Here is an 18,316-nt window from a genome sequence, read left to right on the forward strand (position 1 = left end):
CTTCTACATTGCGCGCGCGGGGTCGAAGTCCATGCGCAGGCCGACAAAGAGCGAGCGACCGGGGGCGGGGGCGACGTCCTTCAATACCGAGGTGGCCTCACGCTGCGTGTCGTCAAGCAGGTTGCGCGCCCGCAGATAGACCGACAGCGGGCCGGAGGCGGTGGCCAGCGTGTAGCTCAGATCCGCGCGCAGCTCGTTATAGGCAGGAGTCACGCTTTCCAGGGGCGCAGTGCGATCCTGCTCGGTGACACGGATGTAGCCGAGACGGGCCGACACGCCAGCCAGACCACCGCTGATGTCGACGCCGACGCGCGGTGGCGTCACCCGCGGCAGATGGTCGTTGCTGTCGCGCAGCTCGCCGCGCACCAGGTCCGCAAAGCCACCGACGCTCAGGAAGCGCTGTCCCTGCTCGATGAAGTGGAATCGGGTTTCGACCTCGGCACCGAAGAAAACGGCATTTTCCTGGGCGTAATCCACCAGCAGCAGCTCACCGTCGGCTTCGAACTCGCCTTCTTCGTTGACGAAATCGGCCTCGCCATCCGTGCTGCCGGTGCCGCTGCCGTCCGCATTCAGGCCCGCGTCGACTTCGCGCAGGAAGATGTAGTCGTCGATACGGCTGTAGAAGGCACCCACACTCCAGGTCCAGGTACCGGCGTCACGTACCAGCGCCAGGTCCACACTGTTCGCGGTTTCCGGGTCCAGGTTGACGTCGCCGCGCTCGAAGGTCGAGGTGGCGGCGTGGGCGCCGTCGGCATAGAGCTCTTCGGCGGCCGGCGCGCGCTGCGAGCGCTGCAGGTTGCCGCGCAGATGCAGGTGGTCCGCCAGCATGTAGTTGACGCCCGCAGACAAGGTGTAGGTACCGAAATCCTGTGCCGGCTGATTGCCTTCCGTCTCGTGATCGGTGGCGTCGAAACGGGCGCCGAGTTCCAGGCGATGGCCTTCGCCGAAGCGCAGCCCTTCGACCAGGAAAAGGCCCATTTCCTGTGTCTGCACCGGCGGTACGTAGGCCTCTTCGCCGACCGCTTCGAAATCACGATCCACAAACTGGGTGCCGATGACACCGGCCCAGTCACCGAGGGGTTTGTGTTCCGCCAGCACGCGGGCGCGCAGGGCCTGGACGTCGAACTTGGTACCGATCTCGCCGCTGGGTTCGATTTCGGCGTGGGTGTAGTCGTTGATGCCTACCCGGCCTTCGAGGCGGACGAAGCCGGGGAAGGGGTCATAGAGCAGACCGCGGAGGTCCGTCCGCGTCTGTTCGAGGTCGATGCGGACATCCTCGTGGGAATGCCCCTCCTCTTCGTGGCCGTGCGCTTCTTCCTCGTGCGCTCCACCTTCTTCGTGGCCGTGCTCTTCGCCATGTTCCTCTCCATGCCCGTGGCCATGGCCTGGAACCCCGTAGTTGGTGGTGAAACGGCTCACTGCGGCGCCGATCATGCCGCGCTCGCCGGCCCAGGCCACGGACGCGCCGAAGCTCTCTGCTTCAAGGCTGCTGTTGGGGAGCACGCCGCGTGCTTCGTCCTCGCCGTGTTCCTCATGCTCGTCGTGTGCTTCGTGGGCCTCGGGGTGCATGGATTCTTCGTGCTCGCCCTCGTGCGCATGCTCTTCTTCGTGCTCGTGCTCGTGCTCATCAGAGCGCTCCGCGCGGCCCGGAATGTCGAAGTTGCCGGCTTCGCGGCGGCTGTAGTGCGCGCCGAATTGCACACCGGCCAGACCATAGCGTGCGCGTAGGGCTGTTTGACGCTCATCGGCGTTGTCGCCGTAGGACAGGTCAGCCGTGGCGCGGAAACCGGGGATGACGCTGTCGGGGAGGCGGTCATCGACGACGTTGACTACACCACCGGAGCTGCCGCCACCATAGAGCAGTGTTGCGGGGCCGCGGATGACCTCGACCTGGTCGGCGCCCAGCGGATCGATGGAGACGGCATGATCAGGACTGAGGGCGGAGGCGTCCATCGAGGCGATGCCGTTCTGCAGAATCTGGACGCGGGGCCCGCCCTGTCCGCGGATGATGGGACGGCCGACGCCGGGGCCGAAGGAGGAATTGGCAATACCCGGCTGGTACTCAAGCACATCACCGATGGTGCCGCTGCGCTCGCGGGCGAGAGCCTCACCGGTCAGTACATCAGTGGACTGCACCACTTCGTCGGGTGTCGGACGCAGCGGCTTGGCAGTGACGATGACATCACCCAGCTCGGTGGCAGAGGCAGTCTGTTCTTCGTCCGCATGGGCGCTGGGTGTCATGGAGAGGGCAAGGCAGCAGGCGCCGGCGCGCAGCCAGAGCGGAGACAGCAGAAATCGCGGATGCATGAGTGGTCCTTCGTTGTCGGTCTTGCAGGGCAGTGGCAGCGGCCACTTGCGTGTCGTCTAGGCAAAACCGTTGGGAGGACCGCGAATGAGGCAGCTCGCAAGCTGGGCTGTCAGCGGACTGCCGACCTTGTGGACTGGTGCCAGGAACCATGCGGCAACCAACGGTGTGCCGCCGTCGGAGGCGGCAAGTGCGCCGCCAAGCGTCGTTGCGGCCTGGATGCACTGCTCGCAGCTGACCGTGTCATGACCATCCGAGCCCAGGTCATGGGCAAGATGCATGACCGCCGCCAGCTGTCCCAACAGCAAAGCGAGCGCGAGCAGTGCGCGTGGTGCGTACATCAATCGCATGGCTGCCTGGCGGCGCGGGGGTCCATCATAGCCGGCGCACGTTATAGCATAACGATTCCGCTGACAAGGAAATATCAGCGCGGTCGACAGGCGTGCAGCGATGTCGTTCTGCGGGGTCGGCGGGGACTTGCGTAGGTGGTCTGGTCCTAGTTCAGTGCACGGCGCAGACGAATCAGAGCACCATCGCGCGCATCGGTAAGAACGTAAAGACTGCCGTCGGACAGACCACCGACATCTCGAATACGGCCGACCTCGCCCTCCAGGAGGCGTTCCATTGGTTCGAGTTGCTGGCGCTGTGGATGCCATCGCAAGCGCACCACATGCTGCCCGGCCAGCGCGCCGACCAGCAGATCGCCCTTCCATTCGGAGAATTCGCTGGAATCCACAAAGTGCAGTCCGCTGGGCGCGATGGATGGCACCCATACTGTCAAGGGATCGACCAAGCCGGGCGCACTGGACGGGCCGATGGTGCCCCCGCTGTACTCCTTGCCGTGGGTGACCTTCGGCCAGCCGTAGTTGTCCGCGCTGGCCAGGCGGTTGACTTCGTCTCCGCCGCGCGGGCCATGCTCGTGGGTCCAGATCGCACCGCTGACGGGGTGGCGCGCCATCCCTTGCGGGTTCCGGTGGCCAAAGGTGAGGACCGCGGGTGCACCGCTTTTGCCATCGGCAAAGGGGTTGCCGGGGGCCGGTTCGCCGGCGTCGGTCAGTCGGAGCACGCTCCCCAGGTGGTTGTGCGGGTCCTGCACCTCGTCGCGATGGCCGCGATCGCCGACGCTGAGATAGAGCAGGCCGTCGTCGCCGAAGACCATGCGCCCGCCAAAGTGGCGTCCGCCGTCGCGGCAGGCATCGGCACGGAAGATCGGTGCCATGCCATCCAGTCGGTAGCCGCCCGTATCGGTGGTTTCGAGCCGGCCACGGGCGATGGAGGTCGTGGCGCCGCCCGGGCAAGGCTCGGCATAGGAGAGATAGACGAGGCGGTTGCGTGCGAAGTCCGGATGCAGGCGCACATCGAAGAGGCCGCCTTGATTGCGGGCGAAGACCGTGGGGACGCCGGCAATGGCAGTCTCCTGCAGTTGGCCGTCGCGAAGCCATCGCAGTTGCCCGGATCGTTCGGTGACAAGCAGATCGCCATTGGGCAGTTCCGCCAGGGACCAGGGGTGATCGAGGCCGCGTGCAAGGGGCTCCGTGATCAACTCCACCTCTGGAGTTGCCTCCGACGGCCCCTGCGCGCTGTTGCCATCGGGCGCGGGGTCGCCATTACAGGCGGTCGTCCATAGAACGGCGAGCAAGGTGAAACCGCGCTTCAGCGGGTAGGGCATGACGTGCTCCGTAGGTCTGTTCAATGACGGCGCGGATTCGTCCGGGAGATCAGCCTGCCACCTGCCGCAACGCATCGCGCAATGCTTCCGGCGTCAGATACTGCGGCGGTCGTTCCGCGCCCACTGCTTCGACCAGTGCCACCATGCGGGCGTTCAGCGGCGCACTGACGCCGGCGCGCGCGCCTACACGCACGATCTCGCCATTCAAGGCATCGGCCTCGGTGGGCCGGCCGTGGGCGATATCGCTGACCATCGACGGGTAGGCGCCCTCCGCCAGTCGCCACTTCCAGCGCGCCAGCCACCAGGGGAAAGCGCCGGCGTGCCGCATCATCATCAGATAGGCCGGCAGGGAGACCGGGAGCGGTGCCCGAAAGGGAATCCGCGCTGCGCGTAGAACCTGGATGGCTTCCTCGAGCAGATCGGCGTAGCAGGCACGCAGCAGCGGATGGATCAGGATGTCGCGGAATGTGCTGTGGGTGACAGCGGCAATGGCATTGGACAGGTTCAATAGCAGCTTGCCCCAGGCGCTGGCCTCGCCGTAGGCACGCACTGGGCGGATGCCGGTGCCCTGGAAGCTTTCCACCACCTGGCGATGTTCAAAAGGCAACTGAATGCGCGGTACCGTGGTCACGCGCGCGCGAAACGGCTCCAGCAACTGGGCATTGAACAGCACACTGGCGGGCAGGGCGGCATGCTGAGGAAAGCGCTCGCGAAGGCGGTGTACCGCGCTGGGTGCGTTCAGCATCGAAATCAGCGGCACCGAGGGCGCCAGCGTTGGCGGGATCAGATCGAAGACGGACTCCAGGTCCGGATGCTTCACGCAGATGAAGATCTGCGTGACTTGTTCCGGATTCACCGCGGTGGTCAATAGCGGCTTGGGTGCGCGCAGCGGCGGGCCACCGGTGACGCGGTCAATGACGATCCCGTCGGCCGCCGAGAGCTCGGGCAAGGCCGAATCCGGGCACAGCACGCGCACCGGACGACCGGCCGCCGACAAATAGCCCGCTACCACGGTTCCCACCGCCCCTGGACCGATCACGAGCAGCATGGCCTCTCCTTGTTCTTCGTTCCGTCTTTGTAACGCAGCACGCAGGGGGCCGCAAAATCGCCGCCATGGCGCGGACGCGCTACAGTGTGCTGATCGGGACAGCATGGGGGGACAGCGTTGCGACTGTGCAAGCGAATACTGATGGCGTGGGTTGCCTGCTCCGTCGGATCCGTGGCATTGGCCGCGGAGGCCAGGACGGCCGGTGACGCTGCGACGCCGGTGGCTGCGGGGGGCGAAACGACAGCGGCGGATGTGATGACCTGCATGCGTGCCAATGTGCCGCAGCAGTTGCGTCTGCGCGAGTTGATCGTGCGCACCGAGGAGACCGACGGCGATGTGCGGACGCTGCGCGCGCGCATGTACGTCAAGCGCGAGGATGGGCGCGCGATGGTCACGGTGCACGTGGACAGCCCCAGCGAAGTGCGCGGCACCTCCTATCTCTGGCGCGAGCTGGATACGCGCGACGAGACCTTCGTCTTTATTCCCGAGCTGAATCGGGTTCGACGCGTGATCGGCAGCGGCGCGGACTCGGGTGTGCTGGATTCGGAATTCAGCATGCGCGACCTGCAGCAGGTGCAGGGCTCCTTCTCAAGCGGCAGCCAGCATTATCTGGGCGAAGGCGCGATTGAGGGCCGCAGCGTCTGGAAGATGCGTTTCGAGCCGGGCGATGCCGAGCCAACGGCCTATACGCATGTACTGGCGGAAGTGGACCAGGCCCGCTGCGTCACGCTTCGTGCCGATTTCGTCGATGAGAAGGGGGTGGTCAAGCGCTTCACAGCCAAGGCCGACTCGCTTACTGAAAATGATGGCATCGCCTACGCGCGTCACGTGCAGATGGACAACCTGCGTTCGGGACGCAAGAGCTTTGGTGAAATCCATCAGCTGGAAGCGCCAGACAATCTTCCGCAGCGGATCTTTCTACCCAACGCCTTCTATCTAGGGCGCTAGGCAATGATGCGGTGGCTGAACGCCCTGCTGTCGCGACCGCGTGTGGTCATTGCGGTGGCGACGCTGGTGAGCGCGCTTGCCGCCCTGACCATCGTGCTCCAGCGTGAAGAGGGCGGGCCGCTGCTGCGGGTGGATGCCTCATTCGAGGCCTTGATCCCTAGTGAATCCGAAGAAGGGCGCGTGATGGAGCGCCTCGAGCAGTACTTTGGCGCGTCCGAGCCGATGCTCGCCATCGTGCATGCAGAACCTCTGTTCGAAGCCGATACGCTGCGCGCCATTGAATCCGCGCACACGCAGATCGAGCAGCTTCCGGGGGTGGCTTCTGTCACGTCCTTGGCTTCGGCGCCCAATCTTCTGTTCAACGAACCTGATGACCCAACGCTCGACGTGGGTTCGGTGACGCAGCAGCTGGCACGCAATCCCGATCAGCTGCAACGGGTCCGCGAGAGTGCAGCGCGCAATCCCATGATCGCCGGCGTGTTGTTCAACGCGGCGACCGATACCGCGGCCTTTGTGATCACGCCGGGTGCGAGCGACGCCGATGGCGCGGCCGTGGGCGTCGACGTGGTCGCTTTGGCGGCCCGCATCAGCGACATCCTGCGCGATACGCCCGGCTTCAGTGAGCCGGCGGTCACCGGCAATGCCCTGATCAGCGCCGCGACCAGCGACGCCGTGTGGACGGGACTCATCCGGACACTGCCGGTCGCGGTTCTGCTGGTGGTGGCGCTGCTTGCCATTTCTTTCCGCAGCACGCTGGTCGTCGTGCTCGGCTCGATGAGCATCGGCGTGTCGCTGCTCGTGATGTGGGCGGTAGGCGCGGTGGCGGGTCTGTCGCTGAACATGGTGACGGCGATCGCACCGCCGGTGGTGGTGGCCTTCGGCATCATGTTCAGCATTCACATGGTGTCCGAATGGTTGCGGCACGCAGTGGGTGAAGACACCACGCTCGCCCGACGCGCGGTGGCCGGAGTGGCAGTGCCGCTGCTGCTCAATGGCCTGACAACGTCTATCGGTCTGGCGGCATTGGCGCTCTCGCCGCTGCCAGCGGTGCGTGAATTCGCACTGCTCAGCGTCACCGGTGTGGTATCGCTCACCATCCTGAGCGTCAGCTACCTGCCTGCGCTGCTGCTGTTGATGGGCTCGCACATCGGCCAGCAGCAACTGCCAGGAGAAGGTATCGCCAATATGGCGGCGCGCGGACTGGCCTGGTTCGATATCCGTTGGCGCCGTCACCTGGTCGTGCTCGGTGCGGTGATCGTCGTGCTGGGGCTGGTCATGGCCCAGAAGGTGGAGCCGGGCTCTGCCTATGTGGAGAACTTCGCTAGCGACGCACCGGTGCGGGTCGACTACAACCGCATCAACCAGGAACTGGGTGGTGCGGCCACCATCTCGGTGCTGCTCGAAACACCGCTCGACCATGTGTTGCTGGATCCGGGCGTGGCCACGGCAGTGGACGATTTCGTGCAATGGGCCCGATCGCAACCGGAAATTGGCGCCGTGGCGAGTTACGTGGATCATGTCAAGGTACTCAACGCCGCCATGCAACCGGAGGTGGGCGGAGAGCTTGTCTATCCCGAATCCGCCCGGCTGGCGCGCCAACTGGTCAACTTTGGCGGTACCGATGCGGTGCGCGGGCTCATTGATCCGCGCCAGCGCCACGCACGCCTGACGATCCGCATCACGGTGGATCATTCCTCGCGCATCCGCGATCTCGCCCAGCGCATGGAGCGCCAGCTGAATGCGTTGCCGCCGGCCTTGAAGGCATCGGTGACCGGAACACCCGTGATGGCTGCCTACACCGTGGACCGGATTGTCGACCGGCAGTGGCTATCAGTGGGTGCGGCGCTGGTGGCCATCTTCCTGGTGCTGCTGGCGCTGTTCCTGTCGATGCGGGCGGCCTTGATCGCGATGCTGCCCAATTTGCTGCCGGTGTCGGTCTACTTCGGTCTGCTCGGCATCACCGGCATCGGCCTGAACCCGGCAACCAGCCTGGTGGCCTGTCTGGTCATCGGCGTGGCGGTGGACGACACCATTCATTTTCTGGCCCGCTTCAATGCCGAGGCCCGCGCGCGCGGCAGCGAAGGCGCAGCGGTCAGCCATGCGCTGGGCACCATCCTGCGCCCGGTGACCCTGACCACGGCAGCGCTGTGCCTCAGTTTCGGCGTCTTTGCGCTATCACCGCTGTCCTCGCATGCCGAGTTCGGCCTGCTCGCGGCCCTGGCGCTGTTCGTGGCCTGGCTGACCGACATCTTCATCACGCCCGCGCTCGGATCGATGGTGCGTATCGTCACGCTGTGGGACCTGCTGCGCGTCGATCTCGGCCAATCACCGCAGTACACCGTGCCGCTACTGACTGGCTTGAGCAATCGTCAGGCCCGCTTGTTCGCACTTACCGCGCGCTACGAGAAGGTGCCGGCCGGCGCAGACATCATGCGCGAGGGTGAGGTCTCGGCCGACATTTGCGTGGTGGTCGATGGTCAGCTCGAGGTTTGGGTCGCGCGTAACGGACAGCGCAAGATTCTCAATTGTCTGTTTCGGGGCGCGACCTTGGGCGAAGCCGGCTATTTCGGCCAGAAGCGCACCGCCACCGTGACGGCCAAGGGTGAAACGCGCATCCTGCGCTTCGACGCCAACGATCTGGAGCGTCTGCGGCGCCGTCACCCGCGCATTGCCGCGCTGGTTCTGCGCAATCTCAACCGGATCCAGGCCGAGCGCCTGGCCCATGCCACCGCCATGCTGCGCTGAGCGGCGCCATCATCCACACCATAAGGAGACACCATGAGTCTGGCGCATCAAACACTGTTCATATCGGGCGGCAGTCGAGGGATCGGACTGGCCATCGCCCTGCGTGCCGCGCGCGACGGCGCCAACGTGGTCATCGCGGCCAAGACGGATCAACCCCATCCGAAGCTCGCGGGGACGATCCACACCGCCGCCGAGCAGATCCGCGAGGCGGGCGGCCAGGCGCTGCCGCTGGTCTGTGATATCCGCGATGAAGCCCAGGTGAGTGCGGCAGTGGCCAAGACGGTCGAAACCTTCGGTGGTATCGATATCCTCGTCAACAACGCCAGCGCGATCTCGCTGACCGGCACGCTGCAGACTGACATGAAGCGCTACGACCTGATGAATCAGATCAATGCGCGGGGGACTTATCTCTGTGGCCAGAAATGCATTCCGCACCTGCGCCGTTCAGATAATCCGCACATCCTGACGCTGTCGCCGCCCCTGGACATGCGGCCGAAATGGTTTGCGCCGCATGTGGCCTATTCAATGGCCAAGTACGGCATGAGCCTGTGCACCCTGGCCTGGGCGGAGGAATTCCGCGCCGATGGGATTGCCGCTAATTCGCTGTGGCCACGGACGGGTATTGCCACCGCTGCCATCGAGATGCTTGGTGGGGATAGCCTGGCGCGACGCTCGCGCGCGCCGGAAATCATGGCAGACGCCGCCCACGTCATTCTGTGCAAGGAGAGCCGTTCCTTTACGGGGCATTTCTGCATTGATGATGTTGTATTGCACGAGGCAGGCGTGCGCGATTTTTCGATCTATCGTCGCAGCGATGTGGCGGAAGAGGAGCTGATGCCGGACTTCTTTGTGCCAGATGATCTGCCCAAGGTGACATGAGCCGCTGGCGTCCACCTTCGGGAGAACGGGCGTCGTGCTACGTCACCGCGGAGGGCTACGCGCGTCTGCAGCGCGAATACGATCATCTCTGGCGCGAGCGTAGGCCAGAGGTGGTCAAGGCCCTGGCGGCGGCCGCGGCAGAGGGCGACCGCTCCGAGAATGCCGAATATCAGTATCGCAAGAAGGAACTCGGCGAGATCGACCGCCGGGTGCGCTATCTGCAACGCCGCATCCCCAGTCTGAAGGTCCCGCCCGCGCCCGACGATCCCGGGCGGGTGTACTTCGGCGCCGAAGTGCAGTTGCTCGTTGATGATGACGAGGAACGTCAACTGCGCATTGTCGGCGCGGACGAGGCCGAAGCCGGGACCGGCCGTGTGTCGGTAGACGCACCGCTACCGCGCGCGTTGATTGGGGCGCGGGTAGGGGATGTGATTGTCTTTCGCGGCCCGCAGGGCGAGCAGGAGCTCGAAGTATTGGCGATCCGTTATCCAGATGTGGCCGTGCCATAAGCGGGCGCGAGGCATAGCGCGACACTATCCAGTGCATTGAATGATCGCGCTATAGAAAGCGAATGCGAATCGTTATGATCCGTGGCTTTCATACACGGAGTGGCGCGATGATCAAGACCTTCACTTTTGCCTTGGTGCACATGACGGTGGCTTTCACCGTGGTGTACCTGATGACGGGCAACTGGCTCGCGGGCGGCGCCGTGGCCTTGGTGGAGCCCGCGTGCAACACGATTGCCTACGCCATGCATGAGAAGGCGTGGGCACGCTGGGGGCGGCGCGCGATCGGGCGCGACGACGACGCTAAGCCAGGGATGGCGGCATCGCCTTTGGGTGCACACGGATAAGCAGGACTCGTCCATCAGGACGAGGGCTTTCCGCTTGCGCGCCTGAGCGCGGATGCTAGGCTTGCGGCATACCAAGAAGGAGACACACGTGCCGCATCACAGCGTGCTCATCACCGGAGGTGCCGCGGGCATTGGCCGCGCCGCCGCCGCGCGCTTTATCGCAGACGGCTGGCAGGTCGGCGCCATCGATCGGGACCCGGCGCAACTGGAGGCGCTGCGCAACGAATACGGCGACGGCAATGTCTGGACCCACTGCGCCGACGTGTGTGATCCCCAAGCGGTGGACGCGGCCATCGAAGCCTTCATGGCGGAAACGGGCGGGCGTCTGGATGTCCTGATCAATAACGCTGGGCTGGTCGCGGCTGGGCCCTTCGAGGAAGGAGACATTGCACGCTATCGCGCGGTGGTCGACGTCAATGTGAGTGGCGTGGTGACAGTGGCGAAGGCGGCCTTTCCCTATCTTGCCGGCACTCCGGGTGCGCGCTTGATCAATATGGCTTCCGCTTCGGCCGCCTATGGCACCCCCGGCTATGCGGTGTACTCCGCGACCAAGCACGCCGTCAGCGCCTTCACCGAGGCGCTGGATGCCGAATGGCACCGACACGGGATCCGCGTGCGGGCGGTCTGGCCACTCTTCGTGCAGACGGCCATGGTGACCGAGATCGGCCCTCAGCGCACCATTGACCGCCTTGGGGTGCGACTGACGCCGGAAGACGTTGCCGGCACCATCGCGCGAGCCTGCGCGGCGCCGCACTGGTGGCCGCAGTTGCACTGGACCGTGGGCTTGCAAGGATTCTTTTTTGTCCATCTGACGCGATGGATGCCGACCTGGATCAATCGACTGGCCATGCGTTGGGTCGCCGGTTACTAAGGCCGCCCCTCAACGCCTCAACTTCTGCGCTGATATCCATGATGACGCTTTCTCTACGACGCAACGTCGCCTTGCTCCTGGCGGGCGCGCTCTTTCTGACTTCGCCGCTCGCGGCGCTGGCCCAGGATGCCGGTGACGCAGTCGACACCACCAAACAGCAAAGGCGTGTCGATGCGCGCTCACAGGACCGCATTGATCAGCTCGATGACGCCACCCGTGAGGCGCTGCAGGCGTATCGCGCCGTGGTCTGGGAGACCCAGCAGCTCAATGTCTATGCCGAGCAGTTGCAGGAGCTGATCGACCAGCAGGGCGACGAACTCGACTCGCTGCAGGCGCAGCTCGATGAGCTGCAGATCACCGAGCGCGAGATCATGCCGCTGATGCTGCGCATGGTGGATGCGCTGGAGCGCTTCATTGCCCTCGATCTGCCGTTCCTGCAGGAGGAGCGCAGCAAGCGGGTCGAAGCGCTGCGCGATGCCCTGGGCGACCCGTCGGTATCGGTGGCCGACCGCTACCAGAAGGTGCTCGAAGCCTACGCCAAGGAATCCGACTACGGTCGGGGCATCGGTCATGAACGCGCCGAAATCGAGGGCCGCGTGCACGACCTGCTGCGGATCGGGCGGGTGGCGCTCTATGCCCTGTCGCTGGATGGCAGCGAGGTCAAGCGCTGGAATGCCCAACAGGAAGCCTGGGAGGCCTTGCCCGGTCACTTTGCTCCCACGGTACGGACCGGCCTGCGCATGTCGCGCGAGACCATCGCGCCGGAACTGATGCTCTTGCCGGTGCAAGTACCCGTCGAGCGACCGGAGCAGGCGCAGCCGCGCGCGGTATCACTGTCCGAGGAGGCGGCCGACGGCGATGCCGAAGGTGCCGACGACAACGGGGAGGACACGCCATGAAGCAGCGTCTCGGCGGCGTCCTGGTCGCGTTAGGTGTGCTTGGGCTGACGCTGATGGCGCCCGCGCCCGCGCATGCGCAGGACATGGAGAGCCTGCTGCAGCAGATCCGCGAGTCGGGGCGCGAGCAGCAGCGCATCAACCGAGAGCGCGAGCAGCGCTTTCTGCAGCAGCGCAACGAACGCAAGGCGCTGCTCGAGGAAGCGCGGCGCGAACGCAATGCGGCGCGCGCACGTGCCGAACGGGTTCGGGAGGAATTCGAGGCCGGGCAGGCACGCATCAACGCGCTCAAGGAAAAGCTCAACGAGGCCAGCGCGGACCTGGGCCGGGCCTACACGGCTGCGCGCAGCACAGCCGGAGATCTTCGCGCCGCCGCGCGGACCTCGCCGGTGACGGCACAGTACCCGGAACGCCTCGACAAGCTGTCGGCCATCGCGGATAACCCGCAATTGCCAACGCTGACCCAGCTCGAGCAGCTCTGGTTCTTGCTGGTCGAGGACATGACCGCGACCGGGCAGGTGGCACGTTTCGAGGCGCCGATCACCACCGTACTCGGCAATCGGCGTCAGGCCGAGCTGATGCGGGTGGGCGCCTTCAGTGCCTTCAGCGAGGACGGCTATGTGCTGCTGCCCGAGGGCGGCACGGTGGCGCAACTGCTGCCCAGCCAACCGGGCGGACGCTTCACCTCGGCGGCGGAGGACTTCATAGAGGCCGAAGCCGGGACGCTGCTGCCGGCGCTGATCGACCCTTCGCGCGGACGCCTGCTCGAGGTGGAGGCCGAAAAGCCGGATGTGGCTGAGCGCATCGCGCAGGGTGGGCTGGTCGGTTACACCATTCTTGGCATCGGCGCGGTTGGCTTGATCCTGGCGCTGCTGCAGCTGGGCTATCTGAGCGTCATTGGTGGTCGCGTGCGCAAGCAGCTGAAGGCCACCGACCAGCCATCGGCCGACAATCCGCTGGGCCGGGTACTGGGTGTCGTGTCGCAGGAGCACGGGCGCGAGGATGCCGAATTGCTCGAGTTGCATCTGTCCGAGGCGGTCGTCAAGGAAACGCCGCGACTGGAGCGTTTCCAGTCGCTGCTCAAGCTCTTCGTGGCGGTGGCGCCGCTGATGGGACTTCTGGGCACCGTCACGGGCATGATCCTGACCTTCCAGTCGATCACTCTCTTCGGTACGGGCGATCCCAAATTGATGGCCGGTGGCATTTCGCAGGCGCTGGTTACCACCGTGCTCGGCCTGTGCGTGGCGATTCCGCTGTTGTTCCTGAATTCCCTGCTCGGCGCGCGGTCGCGTGCGTTGGTGCAGACACTGGACGAGGAATCCGCGCTGGTGCTGGCACAGCGGCTGGAGGGCGACGCGCATGCTTGAGGCCGTGCTCTGGCGCCTGGCCGGCAGCGGGCCGCTGGCGGCGGTGGTGGATTTCCTCAATGCCGGCGGGCCGGTGCTGCTGTTGGTCGGTGCGGCCGGATTGATCCTGTGGGTGCTGATTCTGGAGCGCTGGTTCTATCTGCGCTTTGTCTTCCCGCGCATGGAACAGCATGTGCTCGCGGAATGGCGCCGGCGCAGCAATCGGCGAAGCTGGAGTGCGCGTCGCGTACGCGAGGCGATGATCCGTCGCGTGCACGCCAAGCTGTCCTCCACGCTGCCGCTGATCCAGACCCTGATCGCGGCCTGCCCGCTGCTCGGACTGCTGGGCACCGTGACCGGCATGATCGCGGTCTTTGACGTCGTCGCCCTGGTCGGTACCGGCGACGCCGAGGCCATGGCGGCCGGGGTATCGCGTGCCACCATTCCCACCATGGCGGGCATGGTGGTGGGAATTTCCGGTCTGTTCCCGCTCTACCGCTTCAGCGCGCGGGTGCGGCAGGCGACCGATCGCATCGCCGACCGGCTCGATACGCGGGGTACGGCATGAAGATGCGCCGTCACACCCAGCCGACCGAGGATTCAGGCATCGACCTTACGCCGATGCTCGATGTGGTCTTCATCATGCTGATCTTCTTCATCGTCACGACCACCTTCGTGCGCGAGGCCGGCATCAACGTCAATCGCCCCAGTGCGCAGACGGCGGAGCGCATGGACGAGCAGACCATCCTGGTCGCGATTTCCTCCGAGAACGAGATCTACATCGATGGCCGACAGGTGGGCATCAACGGACTGCGCGCGGAGATCGAGCGCCTCAAGGGCCAGAGTCCGGATGCCACGGTCGTGGTCCAGGCGGACAAGGAGGCCGGTGCCGGCATCATGGTGCAGGTCATGGATCAGGCGCGACTGGCGGGAGCGCGCAATGTGTCGGTGGCGGCCGAGGTGCCCTAAGCGCCCATGACCCTGCGTCTCAGCATTCTGCTGCCACTGGCCCTGCTCATCGTCGTGGCGCTGTTCTGGCTCATGCAATGGATGATCGAGCCCGGCGAGGTCGTGCGCGTCGAGCGCGAGGAGTTGCCCGGCATCAATATCGTCAAGGTGGAGAAGGAGGAGCCGGAGTCGCCGAGTGCCAATTCGGCCACGGAATCCAGCCCGCCTCCGCCGCCCCCCGCGCCGCCGGCCATGCAGCGGCCGGATCTGCCGTCCTTCAGCGTGCCTACGCCCACTGCGCCATCGATCAGCAATGTGGCGGCACCGCTCGATTTCAGCGGTGGTCAGTCGCTGTCGGACGGCCAGTTCGGCGGTTTTGCCGGAGGCACCGGCAGCGGCGGTGGGGGTGGTTACGGCAGCGGACGCGGCTTTGAGGGCAGGGAGCTGATCCCGCTGTCGACGGCGCGGCCGATGATGCCGGAGTGGGCCTGCGAGCAGGAGATCAAGGGCTGGGTCGAGGTGATCTTCACCGTCATGCCGAACGGGCGCGTGCGCGACGTGCGCATCATCGACGCCGAACCCAAAGGTGTCTACGAGACGACCGCCATCCGGTCGGTTTCCAACTGGATTTATGAGCAGGGGTCGCGTGCGCGCGAAGTCAAGCAACGCATCGAAATGGATCCGGCGGAATGCGCCTACGACTACCGCTGATCGCACTGCTCGGCTGCCTGGCCTGTGCGCCGCTGCAGGCGCAGCAGTACCGTTCCGAAGTGCGCGTACTGGACGAAGTGCCGCGCGATCAGGCACCGAAGAATCCGGAGCAGTTGCTGCAGCAGGCGGACTCAGCGTATGAGCGCGCCTTGCTGCTGCGCGAGATGGCCGGCCGTGCCGCCAGCAACAAGCAATTCGACAAGGCGGCGGACTACCTCGGGCGGGCCATCCAGCAGAATGCCCTGTCGCCACAGGCGCAGCAGGCCATGGAGTCTGACCTCTCCAAGCTGCTGGTCGCCTCCGGCGATCCGGATGCCATCATCCGCGGCCTGGAAGACAGCGTCCGCGGCAATCGCGACGCCTCGCCAGCCCAACGCGCGGCGCTGGGCTCGGCCTATGTCGCCAAGAAGCGCTTTAGGCAGGGCCTGCCGTTACTCGAGCAGGCGGTGCGCGAAAGCCCCGAGCCCGAGGAGAACTGGCTGCGCGCGCTGCTCGCGGCGCAGATCGAGCTGAAGCGGACGCAGGATGCGGCGCGCACGGTCGATCGTCTGCTGGTACGTAATCCGCGTGAGGGGGACTACTGGCGGCAGGCGGTGGCGCTGCACCGCAAGAATGGCGACAACCGCGACGCGCAGGCTGCGCTCGAAGTGGCGGCGCGACTTGGTTTCGTGTCCACGCCGGAGCAGCGTCGGCAGCTGGTGGGCTTGATGGCGCAGATCGGCGCGCCGTATTACGCCGCCACCCAACTCGAGGACTGGCTGGAGTCCGGTGCGGTTGACCGGTCGTTGACGGTGTTGCGCGAGCGCGCCAGCTACTGGTTGGCCGCGCGCGAAACCGCGCCCGCAATCAACGCCATAAAGGATGTGCTGGCGCGCACGACCGATGTCGGTCTGCTGATGCAGCTGGGACAGCTGTATATGGACCAGGAGGCCTACGGTCAGGCGGCCCAGGCCTTTGAACGGGCGCTGCAGGCGCGGCCCGGCAACGGCGAGGCGCTGATGGCGCTGGCGGTCAGTCGCTATCAGCAGGCCGATGTGGAAGGCGCATTGAAGGCCTTCAAACAGGCCTCGCAGATCGAGGCCCACGCCAAGCTGGCCAACGATTGGGTGGAATATCTGGAAAGCGGGCGTGCGCGCGAACAGGCGATGCAGGCCCGCGCCCGCCGCGCCGAACGACAGGGCGATGCACGGGCCGAGTTGGAGCGCGCGGTCTTGGGTAAAGCCATCACGCTGGAGGGGGAAGCGCAGGCCGTCGCCGGTACGCGTGGTGCCGGCGGCCTGACGCCGGTGGGTGCCGAGGCGGGGCCCAGCGCCGATGGCGTCATTCCCGCGTGGACCGGCGGCATCACGCCCGATCAGTGGCCGGAGGGCTATGCCGAAGGCGAGCAGCTGGTGGACCCCTTTGCCACCGATCAGCCCAAGGCAACCATCACCGCTGACAATATGGCGCAGTACAGCGCCTATCTCAGCGATGGCCACAAGGCGCTGCTGCAGCGCTATGCCAGTTACCGCATGCCGCTGTATCCGACGCGCCGCAGCGTGTCCTACCCGGAGCGGATCTACAAGGCGACGCGCGACAATGCCGAGCGTGCACGCCTGATCGGATCGGATTCACTGTCCGGCGCCTTCCTTGGTTTCCCCTTCCGCAAGCCCGACTCGGGCGTGGAGGCGATGTGGAATCATCGCGTGCGCTACCGGGGGGACTCGGTGATGGCGCGCAGCGAGCAGGCGGTTGTGCAGCCGGACGGGGATATCGAGCGCCGGCTGTTCCAGACCGAGCGGGTCTATTTCCGCTACGCCAATCTGGAAGACCCGGTCGACATCGACCAGCAGAATATCCTGCTGTATTACCTGAGCTGGTTCGCGCGCGATCCCACCGGCGTGGATTTCCTGGCACTGGTGCACGAGACGGCCAATGCCGCCGACAAGGGGCGGGCGCTCTGGGTGCTCCCCGAGCGCGCCAATCGCCTCTTCCGGATACCGCCAGTGGGCTACGACCAGCCCTTCCCAGGCTCCGGCGGCATTTACTTTGTCGACATGATCGATATGTACAACGGCGCCTTCGATCGCTACAACTGGCGTCTGATCGGCAAGCGCCAATTGATCGTGCCCTACAACAACTTCGGGCTGATCAACGGAACGGTGGAACAGTCCCGTCTGCTGCAGGGAAAGCACCCGGACCCGTCAGCCATGCGCTATGAGCGGCACCGCGTGTGGGTGGTCGAGGCCACCGAACGTCCTGGCAAGTCGCACAGCTTCGGCAAGCGCATCTTCTACATCGACGAGGACAGCTGGAACGTGGTGTTGGTGGAGAATTACGACGAGGAAGGCAACCTCTGGCGCTTCCAGGAAGGGCATCTGGTGCCGCTGTACAACGTGCAGGCCGCGAACGCCATGCCGGTCGTGACCTACAACTTTCCGGACGGGCGTTACTTCATCAACCGCATGGTGGGGCACACCGAGCCACCGCAGTACGACGTGCCCGGCATCAGCGCCGGCGACTATCTGCCGTCGCGGGTCAAGGCGCGCTACGCGCGCTGAGTCTGCAAGGCGAGTTCGTCCGCGAGCAGGCGGCCGAAGTCGGGGAGGACGCGCTCGACATCGCGGTGCGCAGAATCACGCATGCGTCCGTAGATGGATTGCACCATGCGGTGATTCGACGCCTGTGCCCGTCGGTCGATGACCGCGATGATGGCCTGCTGGGCGCGGTTGCCGTGGATATCCACCAGATGTACCGCGAAGTCCTCATGCGTATCCACATCCCAGATCTGATAGATCGGATCGAGGGCGTCCAGACACTCGGGCAATACGCGCCGGGATGCGGTTTCGAGCAGGTCCGGGCGCTTGCGCTGGGCAGTCTGCACCGCAGAGCGCAGTGCGAAGCCGCGTACCCCACCGGCGTTGGTCAGAAAGGACTCAATCAGCACCGCACAATCGCGGATCACCTGATCGTGGCGCGGACTCTGCTCAATGCACTCGCGAAACGGCGTCATGGGGCACACACAGGATGAATGGGCGCACGATGCTAGCCTGATTACCGTCGTGAGGCGAGCGCCCGACGGCCGCGGAGCATGCTGTGCACCATCTGTGGCAAGGGG

The 18,316-nt window shown here is 65.4% G+C and carries 17 protein-coding genes; 12 read left to right on the forward strand and 5 right to left on the reverse strand.

Annotation, left to right across the window (positions count from 1 at the left end):
* Positions 1 to 3: 3 nt before the first annotated feature.
* The 4 genes from ACOOFO_RS08970 to ACOOFO_RS08985 all read right to left on the reverse strand — a co-directional run bounded on the left by ACOOFO_RS08970 (position 4) and on the right by ACOOFO_RS08985 (position 5,022).
* Positions 4 to 2,307 carry a TonB-dependent receptor gene (locus ACOOFO_RS08970; protein WP_420426444.1) on the reverse strand — a complete coding sequence of 768 codons (2,304 nt, stop codon included), beginning with the start codon at positions 2,305 to 2,307 and terminating at the stop codon, positions 4 to 6.
* Between the two features lie 57 nt (positions 2,308 to 2,364).
* Entirely contained in the window at positions 2,365 to 2,646 is a 282-nt protein-coding gene (locus ACOOFO_RS08975) for a hypothetical protein (RefSeq protein ID WP_420426445.1), read from the reverse strand.
* 155 nt (positions 2,647 to 2,801) lie between these two features.
* Positions 2,802 to 3,974, reverse strand: coding sequence for a PQQ-dependent sugar dehydrogenase (locus ACOOFO_RS08980; protein WP_420426446.1), 1,173 nt, complete (start codon positions 3,972 to 3,974; stop codon positions 2,802 to 2,804).
* Positions 3,975 to 4,023: 49 nt separating this feature from the next.
* Positions 4,024 to 5,022, reverse strand: coding sequence for a ketopantoate reductase family protein (locus tag ACOOFO_RS08985; protein ID WP_420426447.1), 999 nt, complete (start codon positions 5,020 to 5,022; stop codon positions 4,024 to 4,026).
* A gap of 141 nt (positions 5,023 to 5,163) precedes the next feature.
* Here ACOOFO_RS08985 and ACOOFO_RS08990 point away from each other — a divergent pair, with 141 nt between their 5' ends.
* The 12 genes from ACOOFO_RS08990 (at position 5,164) to ACOOFO_RS09045 (ending at position 17,759) form a co-directional block, all read left to right on the forward strand.
* Entirely contained in the window at positions 5,164 to 5,970 is an 807-nt protein-coding gene (locus tag ACOOFO_RS08990; RefSeq protein ID WP_420426448.1) for an outer membrane lipoprotein-sorting protein, read from the forward strand.
* Positions 5,971 to 5,973: 3 nt separating this feature from the next.
* The gene (locus tag ACOOFO_RS08995) at positions 5,974 to 8,715 is read left to right on the forward strand and encodes an efflux RND transporter permease subunit (RefSeq protein ID WP_420426449.1); all 2,742 of its coding nucleotides are present in this window, start codon (positions 5,974 to 5,976) and stop codon (positions 8,713 to 8,715) included.
* Between the two features lie 33 nt (positions 8,716 to 8,748).
* On the forward strand, positions 8,749 to 9,594 hold the full coding sequence (locus ACOOFO_RS09000; RefSeq protein WP_420426450.1) for an SDR family oxidoreductase: 846 nt from the start codon (positions 8,749 to 8,751) through the stop codon (positions 9,592 to 9,594).
* Positions 9,591 to 10,103, forward strand: coding sequence for a transcription elongation factor GreB (gene greB / locus ACOOFO_RS09005; RefSeq protein WP_420426451.1), 513 nt, complete (start codon positions 9,591 to 9,593; stop codon positions 10,101 to 10,103). The genes ACOOFO_RS09000 and greB overlap by 4 nt, the downstream gene beginning before the upstream one ends.
* Before the next feature lie 107 nt (positions 10,104 to 10,210).
* Positions 10,211 to 10,447 (forward strand): DUF2061 domain-containing protein, encoded by a 237-nt coding sequence (locus tag ACOOFO_RS09010; RefSeq protein WP_420426452.1) that lies wholly within the window; start codon positions 10,211 to 10,213, stop codon positions 10,445 to 10,447.
* 88 nt (positions 10,448 to 10,535) lie between these two features.
* Positions 10,536 to 11,318 carry an SDR family oxidoreductase gene (locus tag ACOOFO_RS09015; protein WP_420426453.1) on the forward strand — a complete coding sequence of 261 codons (783 nt, stop codon included), beginning with the start codon at positions 10,536 to 10,538 and terminating at the stop codon, positions 11,316 to 11,318.
* Between the two features lie 38 nt (positions 11,319 to 11,356).
* Complete coding sequence (locus tag ACOOFO_RS09020; protein WP_420426454.1) at positions 11,357 to 12,217, forward strand: DUF3450 domain-containing protein; 861 nt, start codon at positions 11,357 to 11,359, stop codon at positions 12,215 to 12,217.
* On the forward strand, positions 12,214 to 13,581 hold the full coding sequence (locus ACOOFO_RS09025) for a MotA/TolQ/ExbB proton channel family protein (RefSeq protein WP_420426455.1): 1,368 nt from the start codon (positions 12,214 to 12,216) through the stop codon (positions 13,579 to 13,581). The genes ACOOFO_RS09020 and ACOOFO_RS09025 overlap by 4 nt, the downstream gene beginning before the upstream one ends.
* A complete protein-coding gene (locus ACOOFO_RS09030) occupies positions 13,574 to 14,128 on the forward strand; it encodes a MotA/TolQ/ExbB proton channel family protein (RefSeq protein WP_420426456.1) in 555 nt (184 codons plus the stop codon). Before ACOOFO_RS09025 ends, ACOOFO_RS09030 begins: the two co-directional genes overlap by 8 nt.
* Complete coding sequence (locus ACOOFO_RS09035; protein WP_420426457.1) at positions 14,125 to 14,529, forward strand: ExbD/TolR family protein; 405 nt, start codon at positions 14,125 to 14,127, stop codon at positions 14,527 to 14,529. Before ACOOFO_RS09030 ends, ACOOFO_RS09035 begins: the two co-directional genes overlap by 4 nt.
* Before the next feature lie 6 nt (positions 14,530 to 14,535).
* Complete coding sequence (locus tag ACOOFO_RS09040) at positions 14,536 to 15,219, forward strand: energy transducer TonB (protein WP_420426458.1); 684 nt, start codon at positions 14,536 to 14,538, stop codon at positions 15,217 to 15,219.
* Positions 15,198 to 17,759, forward strand: a complete 2,562-nt coding sequence (locus tag ACOOFO_RS09045; protein ID WP_420426459.1) for a DUF1329 domain-containing protein — start codon at positions 15,198 to 15,200, stop codon at positions 17,757 to 17,759. The genes ACOOFO_RS09040 and ACOOFO_RS09045 overlap by 22 nt, the downstream gene beginning before the upstream one ends.
* Here ACOOFO_RS09045 and ACOOFO_RS09050 read toward each other — a convergent pair.
* Positions 17,747 to 18,211: a DUF6918 family protein gene (locus ACOOFO_RS09050; RefSeq protein WP_420426460.1), complete on the reverse strand. Its 465-nt coding sequence runs from the start codon at positions 18,209 to 18,211 to the stop codon at positions 17,747 to 17,749. The two genes, ACOOFO_RS09045 and ACOOFO_RS09050, sit on opposite strands and share 13 nt — an antisense overlap.
* Between the last annotated feature and the right edge of the window lie 105 nt (positions 18,212 to 18,316).

Source organism: Algiphilus sp. (assembly GCF_965216485.1).
GTDB lineage: Bacteria > Pseudomonadota > Gammaproteobacteria > Nevskiales > Nevskiaceae > Algiphilus.

Bases quoted from the DNA above. Each gene is read 5' to 3' on its own strand.
- ACOOFO_RS08970 (WP_420426444.1), bottom strand. From the start codon at position 2,307: ATGCATCCGCGATTTCTGCTGTCTCCGCTCTGGCTGCGCGCCGGCGCC.
- ACOOFO_RS08975 (WP_420426445.1), bottom strand. From the start codon at position 2,646: ATGTACGCACCACGCGCACTGCTCGCGCTCGCTTTGCTGTTGGGACAG.
- ACOOFO_RS08980 (WP_420426446.1), bottom strand. From the start codon at position 3,974: ATGCCCTACCCGCTGAAGCGCGGTTTCACCTTGCTCGCCGTTCTATGG.
- ACOOFO_RS08985 (WP_420426447.1), bottom strand. From the start codon at position 5,022: ATGCTGCTCGTGATCGGTCCAGGGGCGGTGGGAACCGTGGTAGCGGGC.
- ACOOFO_RS08990 (WP_420426448.1), top strand. From the start codon at position 5,164: ATGGCGTGGGTTGCCTGCTCCGTCGGATCCGTGGCATTGGCCGCGGAG.
- ACOOFO_RS08995 (WP_420426449.1), top strand. From the start codon at position 5,974: ATGATGCGGTGGCTGAACGCCCTGCTGTCGCGACCGCGTGTGGTCATT.
- ACOOFO_RS09000 (WP_420426450.1), top strand. From the start codon at position 8,749: ATGAGTCTGGCGCATCAAACACTGTTCATATCGGGCGGCAGTCGAGGG.
- greB (WP_420426451.1), top strand. From the start codon at position 9,591: ATGAGCCGCTGGCGTCCACCTTCGGGAGAACGGGCGTCGTGCTACGTC.
- ACOOFO_RS09010 (WP_420426452.1), top strand. From the start codon at position 10,211: ATGATCAAGACCTTCACTTTTGCCTTGGTGCACATGACGGTGGCTTTC.
- ACOOFO_RS09020 (WP_420426454.1), top strand. From the start codon at position 11,357: ATGATGACGCTTTCTCTACGACGCAACGTCGCCTTGCTCCTGGCGGGC.
- ACOOFO_RS09025 (WP_420426455.1), top strand. From the start codon at position 12,214: ATGAAGCAGCGTCTCGGCGGCGTCCTGGTCGCGTTAGGTGTGCTTGGG.
- ACOOFO_RS09030 (WP_420426456.1), top strand. From the start codon at position 13,574: ATGCTTGAGGCCGTGCTCTGGCGCCTGGCCGGCAGCGGGCCGCTGGCG.
- ACOOFO_RS09035 (WP_420426457.1), top strand. From the start codon at position 14,125: ATGAAGATGCGCCGTCACACCCAGCCGACCGAGGATTCAGGCATCGAC.
- ACOOFO_RS09040 (WP_420426458.1), top strand. From the start codon at position 14,536: ATGACCCTGCGTCTCAGCATTCTGCTGCCACTGGCCCTGCTCATCGTC.
- ACOOFO_RS09045 (WP_420426459.1), top strand. From the start codon at position 15,198: ATGCGCCTACGACTACCGCTGATCGCACTGCTCGGCTGCCTGGCCTGT.
- ACOOFO_RS09050 (WP_420426460.1), bottom strand. From the start codon at position 18,211: ATGACGCCGTTTCGCGAGTGCATTGAGCAGAGTCCGCGCCACGATCAG.